General features: G+C 56.4%; 19 protein-coding genes. 3 read left to right on the top strand and 16 right to left on the bottom strand.

Features of this window, described 5'->3' with window-relative positions; all coding sequences use genetic code 11:
- Nucleotides 1–47: 47 nt before the first annotated feature.
- Complete coding sequence (gene uvrB / locus ABD796_RS32560) at nucleotides 48–2,042, bottom strand: excinuclease ABC subunit UvrB (protein ID WP_344916388.1); 1,995 nt, start codon at nucleotides 2,040–2,042, stop codon at nucleotides 48–50.
- 161 nt (nucleotides 2,043–2,203) lie between these two features.
- Here uvrB and ABD796_RS32565 point away from each other — a divergent pair, with 161 nt between their 5' ends.
- Both ABD796_RS32565 and ABD796_RS32570 read left to right on the top strand, forming a co-directional pair.
- Complete coding sequence (locus ABD796_RS32565) at nucleotides 2,204–2,995, top strand: flagellar motor protein (protein ID WP_344916390.1); 792 nt, start codon at nucleotides 2,204–2,206, stop codon at nucleotides 2,993–2,995.
- Nucleotides 2,979–3,773 (top strand): flagellar motor protein MotB, encoded by a 795-nt coding sequence (locus tag ABD796_RS32570; RefSeq protein ID WP_344916392.1) that lies wholly within the window; start codon nucleotides 2,979–2,981, stop codon nucleotides 3,771–3,773. The genes ABD796_RS32565 and ABD796_RS32570 overlap by 17 nt, the downstream gene beginning before the upstream one ends.
- A 130-nt stretch (nucleotides 3,774–3,903) precedes the next feature.
- Here the strand turns inward: ABD796_RS32570 and ABD796_RS32575 are convergent, their stop codons facing one another.
- The 5 genes from ABD796_RS32575 to ftsE form a co-directional block, all read right to left on the bottom strand.
- The gene (locus tag ABD796_RS32575) at nucleotides 3,904–5,199 is read right to left on the bottom strand and encodes a PDZ domain-containing protein (RefSeq protein WP_344916394.1); all 1,296 of its coding nucleotides are present in this window, start codon (nucleotides 5,197–5,199) and stop codon (nucleotides 3,904–3,906) included.
- Between the two features lie 132 nt (nucleotides 5,200–5,331).
- Nucleotides 5,332–6,786: a S41 family peptidase gene (locus ABD796_RS32580; protein ID WP_344916396.1), complete on the bottom strand. Its 1,455-nt coding sequence runs from the start codon at nucleotides 6,784–6,786 to the stop codon at nucleotides 5,332–5,334.
- Nucleotides 6,787–6,863: 77 nt separating this feature from the next.
- Nucleotides 6,864–8,045, bottom strand: a complete 1,182-nt coding sequence (locus tag ABD796_RS32585; RefSeq protein ID WP_344916603.1) for a murein hydrolase activator EnvC family protein — start codon at nucleotides 8,043–8,045, stop codon at nucleotides 6,864–6,866.
- Between the two features lie 54 nt (nucleotides 8,046–8,099).
- The gene (gene ftsX / locus ABD796_RS32590) at nucleotides 8,100–9,017 is read right to left on the bottom strand and encodes a permease-like cell division protein FtsX (protein ID WP_344916398.1); all 918 of its coding nucleotides are present in this window, start codon (nucleotides 9,015–9,017) and stop codon (nucleotides 8,100–8,102) included.
- On the bottom strand, nucleotides 9,007–9,693 hold the full coding sequence (gene ftsE, locus ABD796_RS32595; RefSeq protein WP_344916605.1) for a cell division ATP-binding protein FtsE: 687 nt from the start codon (nucleotides 9,691–9,693) through the stop codon (nucleotides 9,007–9,009). The genes ftsX and ftsE overlap by 11 nt, the downstream gene beginning before the upstream one ends.
- A 372-nt stretch (nucleotides 9,694–10,065) precedes the next feature.
- Between ftsE and ABD796_RS32600 the strand changes: the two genes are divergently transcribed.
- On the top strand, nucleotides 10,066–11,547 hold the full coding sequence (locus tag ABD796_RS32600) for a VanW family protein (protein ID WP_344916400.1): 1,482 nt from the start codon (nucleotides 10,066–10,068) through the stop codon (nucleotides 11,545–11,547).
- Between the two features lie 201 nt (nucleotides 11,548–11,748).
- Here ABD796_RS32600 and argH read toward each other — a convergent pair whose 3' ends face one another.
- The 10 genes from argH to secA all read right to left on the bottom strand — a co-directional run bounded on the left by argH (nucleotide 11,749) and on the right by secA (nucleotide 25,555).
- Nucleotides 11,749–13,164 carry an argininosuccinate lyase gene (argH, locus tag ABD796_RS32605; RefSeq protein WP_344916402.1) on the bottom strand — a complete coding sequence of 472 codons (1,416 nt, stop codon included), beginning with the start codon at nucleotides 13,162–13,164 and terminating at the stop codon, nucleotides 11,749–11,751.
- A 135-nt stretch (nucleotides 13,165–13,299) separates the two neighbouring features.
- Nucleotides 13,300–14,541, bottom strand: a complete 1,242-nt coding sequence (locus tag ABD796_RS32610) for an argininosuccinate synthase (protein ID WP_344916404.1) — start codon at nucleotides 14,539–14,541, stop codon at nucleotides 13,300–13,302.
- Between the two features lie 30 nt (nucleotides 14,542–14,571).
- Complete coding sequence (argF, locus tag ABD796_RS32615; RefSeq protein WP_344916406.1) at nucleotides 14,572–15,531, bottom strand: ornithine carbamoyltransferase; 960 nt, start codon at nucleotides 15,529–15,531, stop codon at nucleotides 14,572–14,574.
- A gap of 60 nt (nucleotides 15,532–15,591) precedes the next feature.
- On the bottom strand, nucleotides 15,592–16,782 hold the full coding sequence (gene argD, locus ABD796_RS32620) for an acetylornithine transaminase (RefSeq protein ID WP_344916408.1): 1,191 nt from the start codon (nucleotides 16,780–16,782) through the stop codon (nucleotides 15,592–15,594).
- 38 nt (nucleotides 16,783–16,820) lie between these two features.
- The gene (gene argB, locus ABD796_RS32625; protein WP_344916607.1) at nucleotides 16,821–17,609 is read right to left on the bottom strand and encodes an acetylglutamate kinase; all 789 of its coding nucleotides are present in this window, start codon (nucleotides 17,607–17,609) and stop codon (nucleotides 16,821–16,823) included.
- 98 nt (nucleotides 17,610–17,707) lie between these two features.
- Nucleotides 17,708–18,940, bottom strand: coding sequence for a bifunctional glutamate N-acetyltransferase/amino-acid acetyltransferase ArgJ (argJ, locus tag ABD796_RS32630; RefSeq protein ID WP_344916410.1), 1,233 nt, complete (start codon nucleotides 18,938–18,940; stop codon nucleotides 17,708–17,710).
- 56 nt (nucleotides 18,941–18,996) lie between these two features.
- The gene (argC, locus tag ABD796_RS32635) at nucleotides 18,997–20,046 is read right to left on the bottom strand and encodes an N-acetyl-gamma-glutamyl-phosphate reductase (protein WP_344916413.1); all 1,050 of its coding nucleotides are present in this window, start codon (nucleotides 20,044–20,046) and stop codon (nucleotides 18,997–18,999) included.
- A gap of 668 nt (nucleotides 20,047–20,714) precedes the next feature.
- A complete protein-coding gene (locus ABD796_RS32640) occupies nucleotides 20,715–21,587 on the bottom strand; it encodes a YitT family protein (protein ID WP_344916415.1) in 873 nt (290 codons plus the stop codon).
- Between the two features lie 130 nt (nucleotides 21,588–21,717).
- Nucleotides 21,718–22,831 (bottom strand): peptide chain release factor 2 gene (gene prfB / locus ABD796_RS32645; protein WP_344916417.1). Its coding sequence is split into 2 segments (ribosomal slippage): nucleotides 21,718–22,758 and nucleotides 22,760–22,831, totalling 1,113 coding nucleotides; the frame shifts between segments, so codons are not numbered across the junction.
- Between the two features lie 219 nt (nucleotides 22,832–23,050).
- Complete coding sequence (secA, locus tag ABD796_RS32650; RefSeq protein ID WP_379120936.1) at nucleotides 23,051–25,555, bottom strand: preprotein translocase subunit SecA; 2,505 nt, start codon at nucleotides 25,553–25,555, stop codon at nucleotides 23,051–23,053.
- Nucleotides 25,556–25,796: the final 241 nt, after the last annotated feature.

The raw sequence follows: 25,796 nt of genomic DNA on the forward strand, positions 1-25,796 counted from the left end.
GGCGAAACAGGCCGCTTGTTGGAACATTCTCCAAGCGGCCTTGCCGGTTACTGCGCCTTCAATTCCAATATAGCATCGCGAAGCTCTGCGGCCCGCTCGAACTGCAGGCTCTTGGCCGCTTCCTTCATCTCCGCTTCCAACCGTTCGATCAACGAAGCGCGGTCCTTCTTGGACAGCTTCTCCGTCTTTACGTCCGCCAAGTAGCTGGACTTTTGTTCGGCGACCTTCGTAGCCTCGATAACGTCGCGAACGCGCTTCTGCACCGTCTGCGGCGTCACCCCGTGCCGTTCGTTAAACTCCATCTGGACGCTCCGGCGACGCTCGGTTTCCGCAATCGCCCGATTCATCGAATCGGTCCGCTTGTCGCCGTACATAATAACGCGTCCGTTTGCATTCCGGGCGGCCCGGCCGATCGTCTGGATCAGCGAGCGATCCGAACGCAGGAAACCTTCCTTATCGGCATCCAAAATCGCCACAAGCGATACTTCGGGCAAGTCCAGGCCTTCCCGCAACAGGTTAATGCCGACGAGCACATGGTACGTGCCTAGCCGCAAATCGCGAAGCAGCTGCATCCGCTCCAGCGTCTTGATGTCCGAATGCAAGTAACGGACCTTGATGCCGAGCTCTTTCAAATAATCGGTCAAATCCTCCGACATTTTCTTCGTCAGCGTCGTAACCAGAACGCGCTCGTCCTTGGCAATCCGATCGTTGATCTCGCCGATCATGTCGTCAATCTGCCCTTTGGTCGGACGCACTTCTATCAACGGGTCCAGCAGGCCGGTCGGCCTTATAATCTGCTGGACCATCGTAGGGCACTGCTCCAGCTCGAACGGCCCCGGCGTGGCCGATACGAAGATGGCCTGGCCGACCTTTCCTTCGAATTCCTCGAACCGCAGCGGCCGGTTATCGAGCGCGGAAGGCAGCCGGAAGCCGTGGTCGACTAGCACTTCCTTGCGCGCCCGGTCGCCGTTGTACATCCCACGAATCTGAGGCAACGTTACGTGCGACTCGTCGACGATAACAAGCATGTCGTCCGGAAAATAGTCCATCAGCGTATAAGGCGTCGCCCCCCGCTCCCGAAACGTAAGCGGTCCGGAATAATTCTCGATGCCGGAGCAGAAGCCCATTTCGTGCATCATCTCCAGATCGTAGCGAGTCCGCTGCTCCAGCCGCTGCGCTTCCAGAAGCTTGTTTTGCGAGCGCAGCTCGGCAAGCCGGTCCTCCAGCTCCTGTTCGATATGGACGAGCGCTACCTTCATCGTATCTTCATGAGTGACGAAGTGAGACGCTGGAAAAATAGCCACATGATCGCGCTCGCCGATAATTTCCCCGGTCAGCACGTCGATTTCGGTAATTCTCTCGATCTCGTCTCCGAACAGCTCGACGCGAATCGCCTGCTCGCCCCGCGAGGCCGGGAAGATCTCGATCACGTCTCCGCGCACGCGGAACGTGCCGCGCACGAAGTTCAAGTCGTTGCGCTGGTATTGAATATCGACCAACTTGTGCAAAATCTCGTTGCGCGGCCGCTCCATGCCGGTCCGCAGCGACAGCACGAGATTGCCGTATTCGATCGGCGAACCGAGGCCATATATGCACGATACACTGGCTACGATAATCACGTCTCGGCGTTCGAACAGCGAGCTGGTGGCCGAGTGACGAAGCTTATCGATCTCTTCATTGATGCTGGAATCCTTCTCGATATACGTATCGCTGGACGGGATATACGCCTCCGGCTGGTAGTAGTCATAGTAGCTGACAAAGTATGACACGGCGTTGTTGGGGAAAAACTCCTGAAACTCGCTGCAAAGCTGGGCAGCCAGCGTCTTGTTGTGGGCGATGACGAGCGTCGGCCGGTTCAGCTTGGCAATAAGCTGGGCGGCGGTGAACGTCTTCCCGGTTCCCGTAGCGCCAAGCAACGTCTGATATCGTTTACCTTCCTTGATTCCTTGAGCCAATTCCTCGATTGCCCTCGGCTGATCGCCCTGGGGCTGGAAGTCGGATACCAGTTGAAACGGTTTGCGTTCAAGCACAATATCGCTCATTGATTTACCCTCTACTTGGGTCTTTCGCCTCTATTGGTTCATTTGGCGCAGACCGATATATGGTATGACATGCAGGGAACCACCGAATGTTTGTTCTCATTATTATACCTCTTTTCCTGAAATGTTGCAAATTTTCAAACAAAGGGTGTGGGCCTGGACTTATGGATGTGACTACGCTGCTAGGCATTGCGCTCGGCCTGATCGCCCTGATCGGCGGCTTCCTGCTCGACGGCGGCCATATTAGCGGACTGCTTGTTTATACCGCCGCTATCATCGTCTTCGGGGGAACGTTCGGGGCCGTGCTCATCAGCTTTCCGAAATCTCAGCTTAAACAGATTCCCAAGGCGCTCCGCCTGGCGTTTCGCGAGTCGAAATCCGAACCGGACGCATTCATAACAGAGCTGGTCGAGATGGCCGTCATCGCCCGCCGCGAAGGCGTGCTGGCGCTTGAGGATCGCGCGCAGCAGCATCCGAACCCGTTTCTCCGCGACGGCTTACAGATGGTTGTAGACGGCACCGATCCCGATCTGATCCGCAACATTTTGGAGGTCGAGATCGAGTCGAAGGAGAAGCTGTACGCCGGCTATACGAAAATATTCGAAGCGGCCGGCGGCTATGCCCCGACCATGGGTATTATCGGCACGGTCATGGGTCTGATTCATGTACTCAGCAATTTGTCCGATCCCGAATCGCTCGCCAGCGCCATTGCCGTCGCTTTTACCGCTACGTTGTATGGGGTGGCCAGCGCCAATGTGATCTATTTGCCGATTGCCAGCAAAATCAAAGCGCGCAGCGAAGAGCATATCGCCGAGATGGACATGATGCTGGAAGGCATCTTGTCGCTGCAAGCGGGGGAAAATCCTCAGCTTATCCAAAAAAAGCTGACTTCATTCCTGCAACTGGAGACGTCGGGCGACGGAAAGGGTCAGAAGGCCGATGGCGAGAAGACGTAGATCGAAAGAAAACAATCATTCGACCAACGAACGTTGGCTCATTACGTATGCCGACCTGATTACGCTGTTGATGATATTCTTCGTCATCATGTATGCGATGAGCAAAGTAGACTTGGCCAAATACGAGACTTTATCCAAAGCGCTGCAAATGCAGTTCGCCGACGGCCCCTCCATCATTCCGAAAGGGACCGGCGTGATGGGCGAAGCCGTTCCGGGCGACAGCAGGGCCGGAGACAACGCCAAGAAGGACCCCGACGCTCCGGAAGCAAAGCTTGAGGACAAGACCAACCAGGAAGAGCAGGCGAAGAAGGAAGCCGAGCTGCAAAACCTGCTCAAGGTGGTCCGTGAATATATCGCCGATCAGCATTTGGAGGGTCAGGTGTCGGCCAGCGACACATCGCGCGGCATTGCCATCACGCTGAACGATTTGTTTTTGTTCGACCTGGGTCAGGCGGATTTGAAGAAAGACGCTTACCCTGTGCTGGAGAAGCTCGCCAGCCTATTCCCGAAGCTGAATGCGAAAGTAAGCATCGAGGGGCATACCGACGATTTGCCCTTTGCCGCCGGCTCGCTGTTCCAGGATAACTGGGGCCTCTCTCAAGCCCGCTCCGTTTCGGTTATCCGGTATTTCGTCAATTCGTCCAAGCTGCCAGCGGATACGTTCATGTCCTCGGCGTATGCCGATACGAAGCCGGTAGCCCCGAACGATTCGGAAGCCAACCGGCAAAAAAACCGCAGGGTCGAAATCGTCGTCTTGCGGGGCCAATCTCAAAATTGATATCGATACTCCAGGGCAGGCGCGAATCGATCCTAGCGGCCCTATGGGTCAAACAGGTAAAGCCTTCAGGACGGCGAAATCGTCCCGAAGGCTTTATTTGTTTGTAGCCTGCCATTCCGGCGAATTACGTTTACAGCGAACGTCCCGAGCCTGAGCTTCCTCTGGATACGGCTGACGATTTGCGCCGCTTCGCTGCCGTCCACCAGTGGATGTTGCGTTCCTCCAGCACGACCATCGCCTTCTCGTCGGGGGCCAGAAGGACGCCCAGCAGATGGTGCTCTCCGGCGAACAAAGCCCGCTGCACGAATTTGCTGTGACCGTCGGTATTGATTACCTCCAGCTTGCAGAAAGCGCCGTTCGACTGCAGCGCCTCGTGCAGCTCCTCCTTCGTCCCCACCTTGATGCCGTTCACTTTGTGTATGATTTCCCCGGGCAGCAGACCCATCTCTTTGGCTGGGCTGCCGGGCAGCACGGCCAGCACCTTCAAGCCCCGATCGTCGTGAACGAAATAAGGGGGGTGCACAATCTCCTCGCGTCGGCTCCACCATGTCAGCGCCTCATGCAGCGCGATTACGCCGATTGAGCCGACTATCGCAAATCCGGGGGCCCATTCGGCGCACGCCGCCAGCCCGAGCACCAGGCAGGCGTAAACGGCCAGCCCGCCCGCACTCCGCTTCGCCTTCGCGTCCGGCAGGAGAGTCGTCGTTCTTTCGGCAAAGCCGAGCATCACCGGCAGCGCCGCAAACGCCCATCCGGCAGACCATATATCGCCGCCGAACAGCGGGGTCCATGGCAAGGCGGGACCCGAGGCTCCCTGGACAGGAACGAGCAGCAGCAGCGGGACAGGCCAAAACTGCTGCAGCTGATAGCCTCCAATAACCTTGCCCCGCTTGCTTTCCACGAAAAGCGGCATGGCCATGGAGGCCCCCTGCTTGCCGACAAAGATGGCCTCGATGGCGTGGAGCACGCCGACCAGTGCAAGCAAGGACGATACAGGCAGCTCGCTAAGCGGTTCTAGCGCAGATCCGATATAAGGGATATCCACAACGGCGGGAAAGCCACGGACGACCGCATGCAGCAGTCCCAGCACGCCAACCGCGTAGGCTAAGCAAATGAAGCGTACCTGAATGAGGGCGAACAGCGCGGTTATCCCCCACAGCCATACGATAACGGCAGGCGGTACCGTCGCTCCGATGAAAGCCATAACAAACGACGCGGCCATGCCCGCTATTAGACCCCACAAAACCGTTTTCCAGGCAGTGTCGAGCATCGTATGCAGCCGCGTGGAGAACATTTGCCGCTCCAGCACGATTTGCCTGTGGTATTGCAGCAAAACGAAGATGATTCCGATATAGTAAAACGGTTGCGCTGCCAAATGCAGCAACGCGCGCAGCACGTTACGCGCCAGCTCTGCCGCGACGTCCATCAAACCCGCTCCTTTAGCTTAACGAACTGTGAAAAGGGAAGGCCGGGTAGTCCGGCCTTCCCTTTCTATTTTCGACGCGATCGCATGCGTTTCCTGCCGACCGGCCTATTTTCCAGTTGCTTCCTCAGCCTGCTACTTGATCGCTTTCTTCATCTCGTCCACAGCGGCTTTCAATTGCAGATCGCTTTCCGGATTGCGGATTTGTTTCGTAATCGCATCCTCCAGCGTTTGAGCCGTCTTAACGTCGACCTCGCCGTTTGCCGTCAGTCCGTGCTGGCTCTGGAACGATTTTACCGCTTGCGTGGTCTTGTCGCCAAAGTAACCGTCCGTGCGTCCAGGCGGGAATCCGAGCCCGTCCAGCATCAGCTGCAGGTTTTTGACGTCGTCCCCCAGCATATCGTACTTGAGCGTCGTTTTCTTGGACATCGGCGACGCCTTGTAATAGGGCGGCTGCTCGACCGCCACGTCGGGGGCGATCCCCTTCTGATGAACCCAGTTGCCGTTCGGGGTCAACCATTTCATCACGGTCATTTTGATGTTGCTGCCGTCTCCAAGCTCCTGCTGATACGTGACCTGCACCGTGCCTTTGCCGTATGTCTTCTCGCCCACCAGCTTGGCTCCGGCCGCCTCCTGAAGTGCGCCCGCCATAATCTCCGACGCGCTGGCGCTGCCGTTGTTGATCAGCACGGCAATCGGATACGGCTTGGTCGAGCCTTTGGATACGGTCTGCTCCCGCTGGCCGTTGCGGTCTTCGACCTGCACGATCGGCTTGCCCTTCGGCACGAAAGGTTCCAGCATCTCGACAACCGCTTGCAGCATGCCGCCCGGATCGTTACGCACATCGATGACGAGCGCCTTCATGCCCTGATCCTCGAGCGCCTTCAATTGATCCTTAAAGTTCTTGGCCGTGTTTTGCACGAATTCGCGGATTTCGATCTTGCCGACCTGACCGTCGATCATCTCCGACAGCACGGTTTCAATCGGGATATCGTCGCGCACGACGACGATCTCGATCGGCTCCGCACCCGCCCGCATCACTTGCAGCTTGGCTTGCGAGCCTTTGGTTCCGCGGATTTTCATCACCGCTTCGGATAACGACAGCCCGTCCAGCTTCTCCCCGTTGACCGACAAAATAATGTCGTTCGTCCGGATCCCCGCCTTGTCCGCCGGGGAGCCTTTAATCGGCGATACGACCTTAACACGGCCTTCCTCCAGCGACACTTCGGCGCCGATTCCTTGAAAGGTGGAGTTCAGCATGTCGTTAAACTGCTGCGCTTCCTTCTGATCCATGTAGGTAGTGTACGGATCCTCCAACGAGCCCAGCATGCCGCTGATGGCGCCGTTGATTACCTTGGTTCGATCTGTCTCGTGCAGATATTGATTCTGAATCAGCTCGTATGTCGTGGTCAGCTTCTTCAATTCCTGAGGGGTGAAGCTTCCCGTCCCGGTTTTGCCCCCGGACACGCTCTGTCCGGGCTCGGCCAGCGAATACGGTCCGACAATCGTAAGCGTCAGAATACTGCTTGCGAACATGGCAAGCAGGACAAACGCTAGCAAAATGTACAGATTGCGCCCTTTCCAGAACATCAGTCTTACTCACCGCCTTCGCGTGCTTGTCTCGATATGCCATTCTAGTGTATGAAGAAGACCGGATAATTAGTAGACTATTTTGTTACGTACGGAATCGGATCGACCGGCACGCCGTTCTGGCGCACCTCGAAGTGCAGATGGTTCCCTGTCGATTGCCCGGTGGAGCCCACGTAAGACACGACATCGCCGGTCTTGACGTAATCGCCTTCGGAAGCGGCCAGCCCGCGCGCATGCCCGTACCACGTTTGCAGCCCGCCCCCATGATCGATCACGATCGTATTGCCGTAGCCGTTCACCCACTGGGCGATAATAACCGTCCCGGGCGCGGCGGCATGAATCTCGGTGCCTGCCGGAGCCGGAATATCGATGCCCTTATGGCTCTCGTTCTTCTTGGTAACCGGGTTAATCCGCTGCACGAATCCCGAAGAAATCGTCGAGCGGCCGGGCAGCGGCCAACTAAGCTTGCCCCCGCTGTAAACGGCCGTCGGCTTGTTTTTGGTGTTGTTCTTGTTCTTCTCCGCCCAAAGCTTGGATTTCTCGTCGGCCAGCTTACGCGCGTATTCTTCCTGCTCTTCGGTAATCTGCTCCGTCTTCTCTTCCTCGCGGGCAAGACTTGCAATGACGACTTCCTTGTCCTTTTGCTTCTGCATCATTTCGTTCTGCGCTTTTTCGCGTTCTGCATATTGCACTTGGACCATAGCAAGCTGTTCCTCGACCTTAACCTTCTTCTGCTCCACCAAGAGACGATCCCGTTTATTGGACTGCAAAATTTCCTTGTCCTGGCTGACAATCGAACGGAGCGCATGGTACCGGTCCAGGAAATCGCTGAAGCTGGTCGATTCGAACAGCACCTCCATGTATGAAACGAAGCCATTCGTATACATGAGTCGAACCCGGGATTTCAGCAGCTTGTCGCGGCTTTCCACGCGTTCCTCAGCTTCCTGCAGCTCGTCGTTCGTTTGCCTCACCGTTTCTTTGGTAGACGAAATTTGCTCTTGAATTTCGTTCAACCGCTTGCCTTGGTCTTCGATTTGTTTCTTGATGTCTTCCAGACTTTTCGTTTCCTCGGTTTTGCGGGCGACCAGTTCTTTCTTCTGCTTCTCGTTGTCTTCCAGCTTCTTGGCGTTGTCGGCCTCGATTTTTTGAATTTGAGTGAGTCGTTTGTCGATTTCCGTATTGGTCATAGCATTGCCCAAATCGGGCGTGCCCATAAGCAGCAAAACGGCGCTGCAAGCGAAAACGATCGTTTTTTTCACCGTGTTCAAGAAGTAACTCCTCCTTGGCCTGTAGGACTTCCGTCGAAAACGGGCTTATACTTTCAAAAATTTGCGTACAGACAACAAGCTTCCCCAGATGCCGATCATTACGCCGATGCCGACTAGAAGCACCGGAATGATGAAAACAAGCTCGTGCAGCGGAATGAGCCGGATGAGCATCAAGCCTAGCGGCACCTGCGTATATTTCAGAAACTCCGCATAGCCCCACAGCAGCACGCCTACTGGAATAGCCGAGCCAATAAAGCCGAGCAGCGACCCTTCTATAAAAAAAGGCCAGCGTATAAAGCTATTCGTCGCGCCGACCAGCTTCATAATGCCGATCTCCCGCCTGCGTGCGACTATCGTGATCTTAATCGTATTGGAGATCAGGAACATGGCGGTAAAAGCAAGCAGCAATACGAATACGAGCCCCACATTGCGTACGATGTCGGTCGCCTTGAACAGCGTCTCTACCGTGCCTTTGCCGTAATTGATTTTATAGATCAACGGAGGATTTCGGGCGGCATCCATCGCTTTGATCTGCTCGGCCACGCTGCCGACCAGACGCGGATCGGTCACCTCTACCGTGAACGAGTCGTTCAGCGGGTTATTGTCCCCGTCGAAGCCCTCGAGCAGCTCCTTCCCTTCATCGCCCATCTTCTCGCGTAAAATGACCAAGCCTTCCTCTTTCGACACGAAGGTCACTTTTCTCACATCGGGAAGGGCGGCAATGTCGCGCTGAACAGTATTTCTTAACTGCTCGCTCGTGTTGACCTCCAAATAAACGCGAATTTCAATCTGACTTTCGAATTGATCGGCCAGCCGGTTCACATTCAGCGCAAGCAGAAGAAAAATGCCCAGAACGAACAGCGAGATGGAAATCGCGCTAATGGACGCAAACGTCATCCAGCCGTTGCGGGCGACGTTGCGGGCACCTTCCTTCATGTGCCGACCGAAGGTGCTAATCCTCATAGCCGTATTCCCCTCTCAGCTGATCGCGGGCGATATTCCCCTTCTCGATGGCAATGACCCGTTTGCGAATCGTGTTGACGATTTCCTTGTTGTGCGTAGCCATGACGATCGTGGCGCCGCGGAAGTTGATCTCCTCCAACAGCTTCATAATGCCCCACGACGTTTCCGGGTCCAGGTTGCCCGTCGGCTCGTCCGCGATAATAACCGCCGGGTTATTGACGATAGCCCGGGCGATCGCGACGCGCTGCTGCTCCCCGCCGGAAAGCTGCCCCGGCAGCGAAGCCGCCTTGTCCTTCAGCCGGACAAGCTCCAATACCTCCATCGTACGCTTCTTCATCAGCTTCTTCGGAGCCTCGATCACTTCCATCGCATAGGCGACATTTTCGTATACCGATAGCTTCGGGAGCAGTTTGAAGTCCTGAAAAACAATGCCGATATTGCGGCGGACATAAGGAATTTTACGCTGCTTCAGCTTCTCCAGATTGAATCCGTTTACGAAAATGTGGCCTTTGCTCGGACGCTCCTCACGATAGATGAGCTTCATGAAGGTCGATTTGCCCGCCCCGGAGGGGCCGACCACGTATACAAATTCATGCGCGTCGATTTTTACGTTTATCCCTTTCAATGCATGGGTTCCGTCCGGGTACGTTTTCCATACATCCTGCATTTCAATCACACCATCACATCCTGTTGAAAAGCTGCTAATGACGAAAGAAGTCCGCATCGCGCCGGACTTTCCTGCTATATCGACAAAAACGAACAGCCGCGTATCGCCCCTTGCGGACGATTTCCGCAGCCCTACCTGCTCCAGCATATAGAAGTTCGACACTTGGCACGAAAATCCTCTATGAAACTTTGTGATTCAACATATTCTTTCAGCATTCCTTGTTCGACAGCGGACGCACACGGCGCCAACGAACGACTTCCACATTCCAGGCAAATCGGGACAGCCTGCCGCATATACATGGACAAGAGCGTAGGAGACGCCGTTCATTCCGATGATCGGCCCGGCACTCCATGCCATGTCATGAACGGAGGAACATATCCTATGAGTCGCCAACTGGCAAACCGCTTCCTGCTTGCCGCCGTGGCCGCCATCGCGTTGTTGTGGGGCTGGTTTTGGTGGTACTCCGGACTTCGCACCGTTCCGGCGGGCGTTCGTCTGGGGGGATGGAGCATAGGGGGATTAACGCAGCGCGAGCTGGAGCTGGGATGGCAGTCGCGTCTGGAGCGGCTGCGCGCCGAAAAGGTCCGCCTGGTGCCCGACGGCAAGGAGGAGGCTGCGCGAACGTTTACGTTGACCGAGCTTGGCCTCATTGCGGACGAAAATCGTTTGGCGGAGCTGACCGATTACGTATTCGGAGGATCCCGGCTGGACAAAGCCAAACGGCGCTGGGCGATGCGCAAAGCGTATTTGCCTTTCGAAGCCGGGCTGTCCGCGCAAGCCATGAACGGCGTTCTGACCGCCGCCTGGCCGCAGGGCATGAAGCCGAACACCATAAATGCCAAACGGATCGTAACGGCTGACGACCGCATCGATTATACGCCTGAACAGGGCGCTACGGTCATCGATACGGCAAAGTTGGCCGAGCGCCTTACCGCTTTGGCGCGGGAACATTTCGATTCCTTCGCTACCGTGGAATCTGCCGGGAATGGCGCGAATCCCGAATCGGCGACGGTCATGCCGCTACCGAAGCGGGAAGTGCCGCCCGAGGTCACGGTCGAGCAATTGAAGGCGCAAGGCGTAAGCCGGAAAATATCCGAATTCTCGACATCGTTTCCCGGAGGCGCGCCAGGCCGGGTACACAACATTCAGGCTACGGCCGGCACGATTCACGACAAGCTGCTTGCGCCGGGAGAGCGCTTCGATTACAGCACTGTGATTCGAGAAACCGAGCTTCGTTCGGGCTACCAGGAAGCGCCCGTCATCTTCAACGGCAAGCTCGTCCCGGGAATCGGCGGCGGCATCTGCCAAGTGTCTACGACGCTCTACAACGCCGCCCTGCGGGCGGGACTGCAGATCGACGAGCGGCGCAACCATTCCCTGCCCGTCAGCTACGTACCGCTCGGTCAGGACGCCACATTCGCCAGCGGGTACATCAACTTTCAATTCACCAACAATACCGGAGCCTATCTGCTGATTCACACCGAATCGGGCGCAGATCGGATCACCGTCAAGCTGTTCGGCACGATGCCGGAGTCGGCCGTATACGAGATCGAATCCCATATCGTTCAAACGCTCGAGCCGCCTGTCAAGTATGTGCGCAACCCGACGCTCGCTCCCGGTGCGCAGTCCGTCCTGCAGAAGGGCAAACCCGGTTATGTGGTCGAAACGTTCCGCACCCGTAAGGAAGGCGGGGTTGTCGTCAACAAAGAGCGGGTGTCCAAGGATACCTACCAGCCGCAACCGACTCTGATCGCCATTCGCGGCTCGGATGCCCCTTCCCCCGACGGCAAGGAGCCTCACCAAGGGGGCGGAACCGTCATCGAAGACGGCGTAAGCGGACCGGTATTTCCGCGGGGAAGGTAGTCTGGGACAATCGACTGTTCCACGCAAACGGAGATCTCCCCTCTCAAGCATATTCGTTCTTCCGCCGAGCGGGCCGCAGCGCAACACCCGGCTTCCGGATCACTCTACGCATAGGCTTCCATATAGCAAAAGAAAGCTTCCATCTCCACTTTATCAGTGGTTCCGGAAGCTTTTTTGGCGAGGATGTAACACACGGTTTGCTTATTTGCTTTTTTCCAAATATTGCTCAAGCCAGGCGGCATTTTCCGCGAGGGCTTCCTCGGCCCGGCCAATCGCATCGGATACTTGCGTTGTCGCCGTACCGCCGTATACGTTGCGGGCGTCCACGACCCGTTCCGGCTGCAGCACCTCATAGATGTTTTCGTCGAACAGATCGGAGAACTGCAAAAACTCCGGCAGCGTCAAATCAAGCAAATATTTTTGCTGCTGGATGCAGTAGAGCACCGTCTTGCCGATGACCTCGTGGGCTTGACGGAACGGCATGCCTTTGCTCGCCAGGTAATCGGCAATGTCCGTCGCGTTGGAGAAGTCCTGGTTGACCGCCTGACGCATCCGGTCGCGATTGACCTTCATCGTGGCGATCATCGGCGCGAACAGTTGGAGAGCGCCCTGGAGCGTCCGTACGGTGTCGAACATGCCTTCCTTGTCTTCCTGCATGTCTTTGTTGTAAGCCAGCGGGAGAGCTTTCAGGACGGTCAGCATCCCGACCAGATTGCCGTATACGCGTCCCGTCTTGCCGCGCACCAGCTCCGCCACGTCCGGGTTTTTCTTCTGCGGCATGATGCTGCTGCCGGTCGTGAACGCGTCGTCCAGCTCCACGAACTGGAATTCGGTGCTCGACCACAGGACGATTTCCTCGCACAGCCGGGACAGATGCGTCATTATAAGCGAAGCATTGGCCAGAAACTCGACGATAAAATCACGGTCGCTGACCGCGTCCAAGCTGTTCTCATAGACGCGCCCGAAGCCAAGCTGCTCGGCCACGAAGTGGCGGTCGATCGGGAACGTCGTGCCGGCCAAAGCGCCGGCTCCGAGCGGCAGCATGTCCACCCGCTTGTAGCTGTCGCGCAGACGTTCGATATCCCGTCCGAACATGGACACATAAGCCATCAGGTGATGGGCGAACAAAATCGGCTGTGCCCGCTGCAAATGCGTGTAGCCCGGCACAATCGTATGGAGGTTGGCTTTGGCTTGTCCAATCAGCGCCTCCTGCAGCTTGACGAGCATGCCGACAAGCTCGACGACCCTTTTGCGCAAATACAGATGCATATCGGTAGCGACTTGGTCGTTGCGACTGCGGCCCGTGTGCAGCTTGCCTCCGACCGGTCCGATCTGATCGATCAGCGTCTTCTCGATATTCATATGGATGTCCTCGTCGGACACCGAAAATTCGACTTCGCCGCGACGGATCATCTGGGCAACTTGATGCAGCCCGTCTTGGATTTTCTCCACGTCCTCGGCCGGCAAAATGCCGCACTTGCCCAGCATCGTCACATGGGCCAGACTGCCCTGGATATCTTCCTCGGCCAATTCCTTGTCGAACAAGATCGAAGCCGTATACTCCTCGACCAGTTGGTCGGTCTTCTTCGTAAAACGTCCACCCCAAAGCTTCGACACGCTATCGATTCCCTCCTCCGGTATCGTTCGTCCATTCGCCCGAAAGGCAAGGGACGAGCCGCTCCGTCCGCTGTGCTGCGGATGGCGCCGGCGCGTCGCCTTGCCCCTCGTGAAGGATCAAATCGGTTACAATGCTTATTGCTTGCCAGCGTTCTGAGCGACGCCGGACGCGACGCGCAGACGCAAAGCGTTCAGACGGATAAAGCCGGTCGCATCGCCTTGATTGTACGCCTTCGACGGATCGGCCTCCATCGTGGCGATGTCCGGGTTGTACAAGCTGACCGGGCTTTGCACCCCTGCTCCCATGATGTTGCCCTTGTACAGCTTCAAGCGGACCGTACCGGTTACGTTCTTCTGGCTTTCCGCCACCAGCGCTTGGATCGCATGGCGCTCCGGAGCGAACCAGAAGCCGTTGTATACGAGCGAAGCGTATTTCGGAATAAGCGAATCGCGCAAATGCATAACCTCGCGGTCCATCGTTAGCGACTCCATCTTGCGGTGCGCGGTGAACAAGATCGTGCCGCCCGGCGTCTCGTACACGCCGCGGCTCTTCATGCCGACAAAGCGGTTCTCGACCATGTCGACGCGGCCGATTCCGTGCTTGCCGCCCAGCTCGTTCAGCAGCTCCATCGCTTCGAGCGGGTTCAATCGCTTGCCGTTAATCGCCACACAGTCGCCCTGCTCGAATTGCAGCTCGACATATTCGGCCTCGTCCGGAGCTTCCTCCGGCGCGCGGCTCAATACGTACATCTCGCGGTTGGAATCCGCGCTCGGATCGAACCACGGATCTTCGAGCATGCCGCTCTCGAAGCTGATGTGCAGCAGGTTGCGGTCGGTGGAGTAAGGCTTGGACGCCGTTGCCGTCACCGGAATGCCGTGCTTCTCGGCATAAGCGATCATCTCCGCGCGTCCCGGGAATTGCTCGCGGAACTCCTCGATGCGCCATGGCGCAATGACGTCCAGCTCAGGCGCCAGCGCCGCGGCGGTCAGCTCGAAGCGCACTTGGTCGTTGCCTTTGCCTGTCGCGCCGTGCGCGATTGCCGTAGCGCCTTCCGCGCGGGCGATCTCGACCATGCGCTTGGCGATCAGCGGGCGGGCGATGCTCGTACCGAGCAAGTACTGCCCTTCGTACAGAGCGCCGGCCTGGAACATCGGATAAATAAAGTCGCGGGCGAATTCCTCGCGCAGGTCGTCGATATAAGCCTTCGTCGCCCCGGTGCGCAGCGCCTTCTCTTCAAGTCCGTCCAGCTCGTCCTTTTGTCCGATATCGGCGGTAAACGTAATGATCTCCGCATCGAACGATTCCTTCAGCCATGTCAAAATTACCGATGTATCGAGCCCGCCGGAGTAGGCCAATACGATTTTTTGCTTTGCCATCGTTTTGTTCTCCCTTTCTATATCGCAGTATCAGCCCATCAATGCGGCCATGACCGCCTTTTGCGCGTGCAGGCGGTTTTCCGCCTGATCGAAAATAATCGAATTCGGACCGTCGATGATCCCTCCGCTCACTTCTTCCCCGCGGTGTGCCGGCAAGCAGTGCATGAACAAATAATCCTTCTTCGCATAGCGGGCCAAGTCCTCGTTCACCTGGTACGCCGCGAAGGCGACTTCCCGTTCCTTCTGCTCGGCCTCGAAGCCCATGCTCGCCCATACGTCCGTATACACGACGTCGGCGTCGGCGATCGCTTCCTTGGGGTCGCGGGTGAGCAGCAGCGAACCTCCGGTTTGCGTCGCATTTTCACGGGAATTGCGCGCAACCTCTGGATCGGGATCATACCCTTCGGGCGAGGCTACAGCCATATGCAGGCCAAGCTTGGCCGCGCCCATCATTAAGGAGTGTACCATATTATTTCCGTCGCCGATATATGCGATTTTAAGGCCCGAAAGCTTGCCCTTCTTCTCCAGAACGGTCTGATAGTCGGCCAGCGCCTGACAAGGATGCGAACGATCCGTCAAGCCGTTGATGACCGGCACCGTAGCCCCGCGCGCCAAATCGATAACCGTACGATGTGCATACGTCCGGATCATGATGCCATCCAAATAGCGCGACATCGTTTGAGCGGTATCCATCACGTTTTCCCCGCGTCCCAGCTGCAGGTCGTTTTTGCTCAAAAACAGCGCATGACCGCCAAGCTGGTACATGCCGACCTCGAACGATACCCGGGTGCGGGTGGACGATTTTTCGAATATCATGCCAAGCGTCTTGCCCTTGAGCGGCTGAGCGCCGATTCCGGATTTCTGCTTCTTCTTCAGGTCGATGGCCAGATCGATCAAATAACGGATTTCCTCGGGTGTGTAGTCGACAAGCCCCAGAAAATCGCGGCCCTTCAAGCTGGCCGCCATGTCTTGCAGCAATATTTCGGACATCGGTATTCCTCCTTTAAGCAAAGTCCGGCCCCTTTCGGAGCCGACTTTATGATGAATAGCTCAGTTGACTGAAGCTGCCGCTTTCTGCGCCAGTACGGCGGCGATAATGGCAACCCCTTTATTCACGTCTTCTTGGGTGACCAGCAGGTTCGGAAGCAGGCGGATGACATTCGGTCCTGCCGCAGTGACCAGCAGGCCCGCTTCATGAATGGCCGGAACGAGTTCAGACGCCGGAAGCGTGCACTCGATACCGATCAGCAGACCCTTGCCGCGAATTTGCTTCACGAGCGGATTGCCCGCCAACTGCTCCTGCAGCTTGCTGACCAGGTAATCCCCTATCTCGGCCGCCCGTTCGGGCAAACGGTCCTCGACCAAAGTCTCGACAGTAGCGATACCGGCCGCGGTCGCAATCGGCGTGCCGCCGAAGGTGGAACCGTGGCTGCCCGCGGAGAACGCTTCGCGCAGCTTGGCTTTGCCGAGCATGGCGCCGATCGGGAAGCCGCTCGCCAACCCTTTGGCCAGCGTGAAAATGTCCGGCTCGAAGCCGTAATGCTCGTAAGCGAACAGTTTGCCCGTACGACCCATGCCAGTCTGAATTTCATCGACGATCAGCAGCAGGTCGTGCTCCTTGCACAGTCTTACAACCTCTTGGACGAATTCGGGATCGGCCGGGTTCACCCCGCCCTCGCCTTGCACCAGCTCGAGCATGATCGCGCACGTTTTGTCGGTCACGAAGCTTTTCAACGCCTCGGCGTCGTTGTAAGGAGCGTATACGAATCCTTCCGGAAGCGGATGAAACCCTTCCTTCACCTTGTCCTGACCCGTAGCGGTCAGCGTAGCCAGCGTCCGGCCGTGGAACGAAGTATGGAAAGTTATGATTTCGTAGCGGGGCTTGTTCAGCACCTTCGCATTGTAGCGGCGGGCCAGCTTGATCGCCGCTTCGTTGGCCTCGGCTCCGCTGTTGCAGAAGAAGACGGCGTCGGCGCAGCTGTTATCGGCCAGCAGGCGGGCCAACCGCTCTTGGTTCGGAATGTGGAACAAATTGCTGACATGCCACAACTCGCCCAGCTGCTCCACCAGTTTATTTTTCACACGTTCCGGCACATGGCCCAAGTTCGTAACCGCCAGTCCGCTGGCAAAATCGAGATATTCCTTCCCTTGGTCGTCCCATAGACGGCTGCCCTCGCCTTTGACCAACGTAATCGGGAACCGTGCATATGTCGGGAACAAGGCGCTCTGTTGTTCGCTCACAAGTGTTCACTCCATTTCTATAGTGGATACATTCCGCATTAGCGCTGAATGCGCGTACCGATCGGCTCGCCGCGCAGCACCTTGCTCAGCACTTCCGGCTCGCTTCCATTGACGATGACGACCTCGGCTACTTGCCCTTGAATGCACTGAATGGCGGCGCGTACTTTCGGGATCATGCCGCCGTAGATATCGCCGCTTGCGATCATCTGCTCGATATCGGCAACCGTCACGACCGGCAGCACCTTCTTCTCGCCGTCGACCACTTTCAGGATGCCCGGTACGTCGGTAACGACGATCATCCTTTCCACGCCCAGGTGAGAAGCGACCGCCCCGGCCGCCGTATCGGCATTGATGTTATAGCGCTGGGCGTTCTCACCGATGCCTACAGGGGCAATGACCGGCATATATCCCATCTCGACAATTCCTTGAATGAGCGGCGCATTCACATGAATAACGTCCCCGACAAGGCCGACTTCGGCGGCATGAGCCACCGGCCTTGCTTCGATCAGATAACCGTCCACACCGGACAAGCCCAAAGCTTTCGCTCCCGATTGCTGCACCTTGCGAACGATCTCTTTATTGATTTGCCCGGACAGCACCATCTCCACGACGTCGAGCACCGCTTCGTTCGTCTTGCGCAGCCCGTTCACGAACTCCGTCTCAATGCCCAGCTTGCCGAGCGTATCGGAGATCGCCGGGCCGCCGCCGTGAACGATGACCGGAATCGTCCCTTCGTCCTGCAGCTTCTTCAGATCGCCGAAAAAGGCGTCTGGCAGCGCCGCGAGCGTGCTGCCTCCGCATTTCATCACAAAACAATGATTGCTCATCATCCTAACCGTGCTCCTTTATCCAAGAGAAGGCCGCTCAAAACCGGAAAATGCAGCCTTCGGTAATAGGTTCAAACGAATAAGCCGTCCTGCCCCGATCAAGTCCGATATGCGGCGTTAATGCGGACGTAGTCGTACGTAAGGTCGCAGCCCCAAGCCGTTGCCGTATGGTCCCCCATATGCAGATCGACGTGGATGAGCACAAACTCGCCTTTCAAATACTCGGCGGCCTTCTCCTCGTCGAATTTGACCGGACGGGATTGCTCCAGCGTCACAATGTCGCCCAGGCGAATGTCGACCGTCTCGACGTTGACCGGGTATCCGGCCCGGCCGATCGCCGCAATAATGCGCCCCCAGTTGGCGTCGGCTCCGAAGCATGCGGACTTGACGAGGCTCGAGCCGATGACGGTTTTGGCAAACGCCCGCGCCGCCTCCAACGATTCCGCCCCTGTCACGCTGACCTCGATCAGCTTCGTCGCGCCTTCGCCGTCGCGGGCGATCGCTTTGGCGAGCACCTCGCCGACATAACGGAAGCCGGCGGCAAAAGCCGCCCAATCGGCATGCGCCTCATTCAACTCGCCGTTGCCGGCCAGACCGCTGGCCAACACGACAACCATATCGTTCGTGCTCGTATCTCCGTCCACCGTAATCATGTTGAACGTCGTATCCGTCGATTCGTTCAGCAGCTTCTGAAGCGAAGCCGGGGAAATCGCCGCATCCGTGGTCATGAAGCCGAGCATGGTGGCCATATTCGGATGAATCATGCCCGATCCTTTGGCCGCTCCGGCAATATGTACCGTACGGCCGTCAACCGTCAAACGGACACAGACGGTCTTCTTCACCAAGTCGGTCGTCAAGATGGCCTGGCTAAACTGATCTCCGCCCTCGTCTGTGGCCGAAACGCGTTCCGGCAGCCGCTCGATGCCGGCCTTCACCCGGTCCATCTTCAACAATTCCCCGATCACGCCCGTGGACGTCACGCCGACGTAATGATCCGGCACCCCGAACATGCGCGCCGCTTCCGCCCGCATCGTTCTGGCGTCCTCCTCGCCCTGCTTGCCCGTGCAAGCATTGGCATTGCCGCTATTGACGAGCATGACCTGCAGCTTGCCTTCTACGGCAATGCTTTCCTTCGTTACTTGAAGCGGAGCCGCTTGAAACGCATTTAACGTGTACACGCCCGCCGCCGCAGCGGGAACGTCGCATACGATCACGCCAAGATCGTTGCGCTCCGTTTTCTTCAATCCGCAGTGCAGTCCGCCCGCACGAAATCCTTGCGGCGTCGTGACCGACCCGTTATCCACCACTACAAATTCGTTACGATGTCCCATACCGCAACCCTCACCCATCTTTCTGCAAACATGCTATCGGAATCTATGATTATCGCTTACGGGTATACCGGCGTAAACGCCAGCCCCGTCGCTTCGTCCCAGCCCATCATCAGGTTCAAGTTCTGTACGGCCTGCCCGGCCGCGCCCTTGACCAGATTGTCAATGACAGAAATAACCGTCACCCGGTTCGTCCGCGAATCGACGGATACGCCGATGTCGCAATAGTTGGAGCCGTATACTTCTTTCGTTGCCGGCCATTTGCCGACCGGGCGCACGCGTACGAAGGGACGTCCTTCGTAATAGTGGCGGAACAGCTCCAGCACGTCCTCGTCCGTCCTAGCCTGCTTCAGCTTGGCATAGCTCGTTACCAAAATACCCCGGGTCATCGGCAGCAAATGCGTAGTAAACGTAATCGTAACGTCTTCGCCAGCTACCCGGCTGAGCGTCTGTTCGATTTCCGGTGTATGCTGATGCTTGTTCACTTTATAAGCGAATGTACTTTCGTTGATTTCCGAGTAGTGATAAGCAAGGCCAAGGCCCCGCCCGGCTCCAGATACTCCTGTCTTGGCGTCAGAGATAATCGTCTCCGGATCGATCCAGCCTTCCTTAAGCAGCGGCACAAGACCGAGCGCCGTCGCCGTCGGGAAGCAGCCGGGGTTGGCGATCAGGTCGGCGCCGCGAACGTCGCTGCCGAATACTTCGCACAAGCCGTATACGGCGCGGTCCAAGTAAGCCGGATCGGCCGGCTTTTTCTTGTACCACTGCTCGTATACGTCTCCCCGCTTCAGACGAAGGTCGCCGGATACGTCGATGACTTTCAAACCGGCCTCTATCAGCTTAGGCGAAAGCTCCGTACTTACGCCGTGCGGAGTCGCCAGAAAGACGACGTCCGCTTTGCCCCGAATCGCCTCAACGTCGATGGCCTCCAAACGATCGGTAATAATCTCCGATAAATGAGGGTAACCCTCCGCATATAAAGCTCCTGCATTGGAAGAAGAAATAACCGAGGTCAACTCTACTTCCGGATGCTGCAACAACAACCGGATCAATTCGACTCCGCCATAGCCTGTCGAGCCTATGATGGCAGCCCGTAATTTGCCGCTCATATGAAAACCTCCCCTATTCAAACTTTGCTTCTCCGCCGTCTCCTCCAGATGCCGTTCCGCACGAAACATATGCATCATTATACATTTCCAAGAATAATAATTCAATGGTTTTTTTCGTGCCAAAGCACTCGCCAATAAGGGCTCTGGGCCTTCCCAAACCGCGCTCAATCTGAGGGCTTGAGGTTGTTCCGCTGGCCCTCCCGGTTACTTTAAAGCGATTTTGTGCTTGCGGAAACACCCGCCTGCGCATCGGCGGCGAGCGGTACTTTATTAAGCGGAATTTTTACCGGCTTATCTGCGAGGATAACCTTGGGATACACTCTTCATCGATCATACGGAATATTGCCGGCAACTGCAATAGCCGGATCTTGGTCGGCGCAATTTCATCGCCCGCAGCGCCTGATTTTGTGAGAAATTTGTGAGTCAGCCGGGCCTAGGCGGTCGTCATGTTCAAACATCGTTCGGCAGTTTGTCTCATTCCTGGATTAGTCGCCATGAAGAATACCCCGACAGCAGGAGCATTCCTTTCCACTGCGGGGTACTTTTTTGATTGTGCCTGCATTCTGAGATCCGACAGACCGTTCACGCCTAAGGGGCAAACGGCTGTTCCAGCAGCTCCGCTATTCGTCCCAGTTTCGCCGCGTCCCAGACTTTATTGTGATCAATGCTTACTGACCGTTCGGCTTAAATCCTTCTCCCAGCACCTCATTGGCATCGGCCAGTATTAAAAACGCGTTCGGGTCTACTGCACGGACAAGCGTTTTTAGCCGGGTCACTTCCGTCTGGCTGACCACGACCATGAGCGTCGGGCGCTCTTCCCCTGAATACCCTCCGCGTCCGTCCAGCAGCGTCAAGCCGCGGTCCAGCTCGAACAGCACCGCCTGACGGATGCCCTCCACTTCTTTGCTTATAATAAAGGCGACCTTGGAATAGCGGAAGCCGGTTTGTACGACATCGATCGTCTTCGTCGTGACGAACAGCCCGATCAAGGCATAAAGCGCCTTTTCCGGAGAAAACACGATCCCCGCCGTCAAAATAACCGCCCCATCGAGCATCGCTACCGCAATGCCGTAACCGATACCGGTCCAGCGGTGAATCAGTTGAGCGGCCGAATCGATCCCGCCTGTAGACCCTCTGCCGCGAAAAACGATGCCCAGGCCGGCCCCGATACCCAGGCCCCCATAGATGGTAGCCAACAGCGCATTCGTCGTCAACGGCTCCAGATCTCGGGTCAGCAGCACGAATAAAGGAAGCACGACCGACGCGATCGCCGTCTTCAGACCGAACTGCCCGCCGAGAAACAGCATGCCCAAAATAAACAACGGGATGTTAAGCACCCACTGCATCACCGCCGGCTCGATTCCGAACAGCTGCTGGATGATCGTGGATATGCCCGATACGCCGCCGGAGGCGATCTGATTCGGATTTAGAAAAAAATTAAAGCTGAGCGCAATCATCAGACAGCCTGCCAACAGCAGCGTATATTCGATCGTTTGATGCAGCGGGCCTCCAATCCGCAGCACCGGTTGTTTGCGACGCATCGACGCCCTCCTTTCCCGTTCCAGTCATGATATGAGCCTTTTGCGGGAAAAATCCGCGGTCCCGTTGCGTGTCGGAATAAAAAAATCCTACACTTCTACGTGTAGGATAAACGTTCCGGAGCTTAAATATTTAAGCTTCGTCCGGTTTTATTTGTTGACGCAAATAAGCATCGATAAAAGGCTCCAACTCCCCGTCCATGACAGCCTGCACATTACCGGTCTCCGCCTGGGTCCGATGGTCTTTGACCATGCTGTACGGATGGAACACATAGGAACGAATTTGACTGCCCCACGCGATTTCCGATTGCTCGCCGCGAATTTCGGCCAAATGCTTTGCCTGCTCTTCCAGCTTCTTCTCGTAGAGCTTGGAGCGGAGCATTTTCATCGCCCGTTCGCGGTTCTGAATCTGCGATCTTTCCAACTGGCACGCCACGACGATACCGCTCGGAATATGCGTAATCCGTACTGCCGATTCCGTCCGGTTGACGTGCTGGCCGCCCGCTCCGCTGGCGCGGTACGTATCGACCCGCAAATCCTCCGTACGGATTTCCACTTCAACGTCCTCTTCGATTTCCGGTACCACGTCGCACGATACGAACGAGGTATGCCGGCGTCCGGAAGCGTCGAACGGCGAGATCCGTACAAGGCGGTGGACGCCCTTCTCGGCCTTTAAATAGCCGTAGGCGTTATGACCCTTGATGGACAGCGTAACGCTCTTGACGCCCGCCTCGTCGCCCGGCAAATAGTCGAGCAGCTCGACCTTGTAGCCTTGCTTCTCCGCGTAACGCCGATACATGCGCAGCAGCAGATCCGCCCAGTCCTGCGACTCCGTTCCGCCGGCGCCCGGATGAAGCTCCAAAATGCAATCGTACTTGTCGTACGGCTGGTTCAACAGCAATTGGAGCTCAAAGCTTTGCAGCTTGGCATGAAGGTCGCGGATGCTTGCCGTGAGATCGTCTGCAAGACTATCGTCGCCTTCCTCCTCCGCCAGTTCCAGCATCACTTCGATATCGTCATAAGAACCGGCCAGTCCTTGAAACTCATCGACTACCGACTTGACCGCATTCATCTCGCCGATGACTTTCTGCGCTTTCTCGTTGTCGTCCCAAAAATCCGGGGCGGCCATCTTTTCTTCATAATTGCCGATCTGCTCGAGCTTCAGATCTAAGTCAAAGAGACCCCCTAAGGTCTTGGATACGTTTCGCCACTTCTCGTAAATCTTGTTTTACATCTGCTTCCAACATAAGGACGATCACCTCTTCAAGTATTGTACATCTGCCGGTATTTCCGGCAAAAGGCAAGCCTCCTGGCACACGAGTGCGGGATGTGACCCGCAAGAAGCGTGCCGTCCCCTAGTCAACAGGGACGGTCTTCAAGGAGTCGCTGCCCGCGCCATCGCGTTATCGATCAGGAGGCGCATTTTCTTGCCGGGCAATTGCGCTTGATCATACAAGCGTCAGCGCTTATTTGCCGTGGCATTGCTTATATTTTTTGCCGCTTCCGCAAGGACAAGGATCGTTGCGGCCGATCTTATCCTCGGTGCGGACCGGCTGCTTACCTTCCTCTTCCGCCTTCGGATCGACGGCCTGCCCTTCAGCCACGACTTGACGCTCCAGGTTGGATTCGACGTGAGCCTTCATGATGTATTTGGATACTTCTTCCTGAATGCTCTCGATCATTTCCTGGAACATTTCGAAGCCTTCGAACTGGTATTCGCGCAAAGGGTCGGTTCCGCCGTAGGCGCGCAAATGAATTCCTTGACGCAGCTGCTCCATCGCGTCGATATGGTCCATCCATTTGCTGTCTACCGCACGCAAGACGACGACCTTCTCGAACTCGCGCATCGTCTCGACGCCCATCTCCTGCTCGCGCTGATCGTATAGCTCCTTGACCAGGTTTTGGATATGCTCGATGACTTCGTCGCGCTCCTTGGCCCATAACTCTTCGGACGTCAAGTGTCCCTCGTCGAGGAACGTCGTGTTGGCATATTCGGCAATGGCGGCCAAGTCCCACTCTTCCGGAACTTGATCTTCCGGGGTATGCGCTTTGACGATCCGCTCCACTACCGGCATAATCATATCGAGCGTGATTTCTTTAATATTGTCATGCCCCAGCACTTCACGGCGCTGCTTGTAAATAATTTCACGCTGCTGGTTCATGACATCGTCGTACTGCAGGACGACTTTCCGTGTATCGAAGTTGTTACCCTCGACCCGCTTCTGAGCCGACTCGATCGCCCGTGTAATGAGCTTGCTCTCGATCGGCTGGTCTTCCTCGAAGCCGATTCTTTCCATCATGCCCATAATGTTTTCCGCACCGAACCGGCGCATCAACTCATCTTCCATGGACAAGTAAAACTGCGACGAGCCCGGATCGCCTTGACGTCCCGCACGTCCGCGCAGCTGATTGTCGATCCGGCGGCTTTCGTGTCTTTCTGTACCTATAATATGCAGACCGCCAAGATCGGCAACTCCGTCTCCCAACATGATGTCGGTACCTCGACCGGCCATGTTGGTGGCGATCGTTACCGCGCCATGCTGGCCGGCTTGAGACACGATCTCGGCTTCAGCCGCATGATGCTTGGCATTCAAAACTTTATGGGGAACGCCTTTTTTCTTCAGCAGCTCGGACAGTCTTTCCGAGTTTTCGATCGATACGGTGCCGACCAGAACCGGCTGGCCTTTCTTGTGCCGCTCGACAATTTGTTCCACAGACGCCTTGAATTTACCGTTTACGCTTTTGTATACGACATCCGGCATATCGTTCCGGACCATCGGCCTGTTCGTCGGAACGACAATAACCTCAAGACCGTAAATTTTCTTCAGCTCTTCTTCCTCGGTCTTCGCCGTACCGGTCATCCCGGACAGCTTGCGGTACATACGGAAGTAATTTTGCAGCGTGATCGTGGCGAGCGTCATGCTTTCGTTTTGCACCTTGATCTGTTCCTTGGCTTCAATCGCTTGGTGCAGCCCGTCGCTATACCGACGGCCCACCATGAGCCGCCCCGTAAATTCGTCGACGATGATAACCTCTTCGTCCTGCACGACGTAATCGACATCGCGCTTCATAATAACGTGAGCTTTCAACGCCTGCGAAATATGGTGGTTCAAAGTGACATTGGCATGATCGTACAAATTCTCGATACCGAACGTTTTCTCCGCTTTGGCAGCGCCGGCGTCGGTCAAGTTGACGGCACGCACCTTAATATCGACAACGTAGTCCTCTTCTTGCGTCAACCGTTTCACAAACCGGTCTGCCGTGTAGTACAGGTCGGTCGATTTGGCGGCTTGTCCAGAGATAATAAGCGGCGTTCTCGCTTCGTCGACCAGAATGGAGTCGACTTCGTCAATGACCGAGTAGAACAGAGGACGCTGCACCATTTGTTCCTTGTACAGCACCATGTTGTCGCGCAAGTAGTCGAATCCGAACTCGTTATTTGTTCCGTACGTGATGTCGCATGCATAAGCCGCCTGCTTTTCGCTGTGCGACAAGTAGTTCAGGTTGACCCCGACGGTCATCCCGAGAAACTCATAAATTCTTCCCATCTCCGCGCTGTCGCGTCCGGCCAAATATTCGTTGACCGTGACGACATGGACGCCTTTGCCCGACAGAGCGTTCAAATAGACCGGCAATGTACCGACGAGCGTCTTGCCCTCCCCGGTGCGCATCTCCGCAATTTTACCTTCATGGAGCACCATGCCACCGATCAATTGCACATCGTAATGCCGCTTGCCAAGCGTTCTGAACGACGCTTCGCGCACGACGGCGAACGCTTCCGGCAGAAGCTCGTCCAGTTCTTCTCCTTGTTCGATTCTCGAACGGAATTCCGCTGTTTTGTCACGCAATCCGTCATCGGTCAGTTTCTTGATTTCCGGCTCCAGCCCGTTGATCACTTCAACGGTCCGCAGCAGTCGCTTGATTTCGCGGTCGTTCGTATCGCCAAATATTTTTTTTACGAGTCCTAGCATGCGAGAACCCCTTTCGCTATACGTAGTTCGCTGTCCGGCACACCAGCCCGCATAACCTGTCCATGAATAACGACCGGCTATCGGTCGGCCCTGAGAGCCGCTTTTACTGCTGTGTCGATCGTCCCGAACGTACGGGATGGGTGTAAGAATAGTCCCTTTTTGCCGATTAATCGGGTTTGCATAAATTGTATCAGTTTGCGCTCATTGCCGCAACAATCGGGTTCGTTCCCCTCTGCTTCTT

This window comes from Paenibacillus hodogayensis, assembly GCF_039536325.1.
Taxonomy (GTDB): Bacteria; Bacillota; Bacilli; order Paenibacillales; family NBRC-103111; genus Paenibacillus_AB; species Paenibacillus_AB hodogayensis.

Coding starts and splice junctions, on each gene's coding strand:
- ABD796_RS32580 (WP_344916396.1), bottom strand. CDS start 6,786: ATGTTCTGGAAAGGGCGCAATCTGTACATTTTGCTAGCGTTTGTCCTG.
- ABD796_RS32600 (WP_344916400.1), top strand. CDS start 10,066: ATGAGTCGCCAACTGGCAAACCGCTTCCTGCTTGCCGCCGTGGCCGCC.
- argF (WP_344916406.1), bottom strand. CDS start 15,531: ATGTCCGAAATATTGCTGCAAGACATGGCGGCCAGCTTGAAGGGCCGC.
- ABD796_RS32565 (WP_344916390.1), top strand. CDS start 2,204: ATGGATGTGACTACGCTGCTAGGCATTGCGCTCGGCCTGATCGCCCTG.
- argJ (WP_344916410.1), bottom strand. CDS start 18,940: ATGGGACATCGTAACGAATTTGTAGTGGTGGATAACGGGTCGGTCACG.
- argB (WP_344916607.1), bottom strand. CDS start 17,609: ATGAGCAATCATTGTTTTGTGATGAAATGCGGAGGCAGCACGCTCGCG.
- argC (WP_344916413.1), bottom strand. CDS start 20,046: ATGAGCGGCAAATTACGGGCTGCCATCATAGGCTCGACAGGCTATGGC.
- uvrB (WP_344916388.1), bottom strand. CDS start 2,042: ATGAGCGATATTGTGCTTGAACGCAAACCGTTTCAACTGGTATCCGAC.
- ABD796_RS32570 (WP_344916392.1), top strand. CDS start 2,979: ATGGCGAGAAGACGTAGATCGAAAGAAAACAATCATTCGACCAACGAA.
- ABD796_RS32575 (WP_344916394.1), bottom strand. CDS start 5,199: ATGGACGTCGCGGCAGAGCTGGCGCGTAACGTGCTGCGCGCGTTGCTG.
- ABD796_RS32640 (WP_344916415.1), bottom strand. CDS start 21,587: ATGCGTCGCAAACAACCGGTGCTGCGGATTGGAGGCCCGCTGCATCAA.
- ftsX (WP_344916398.1), bottom strand. CDS start 9,017: ATGAGGATTAGCACCTTCGGTCGGCACATGAAGGAAGGTGCCCGCAAC.
- ABD796_RS32610 (WP_344916404.1), bottom strand. CDS start 14,541: ATGGCAAAGCAAAAAATCGTATTGGCCTACTCCGGCGGGCTCGATACA.
- secA (WP_379120936.1), bottom strand. CDS start 25,555: ATGCTAGGACTCGTAAAAAAAATATTTGGCGATACGAACGACCGCGAA.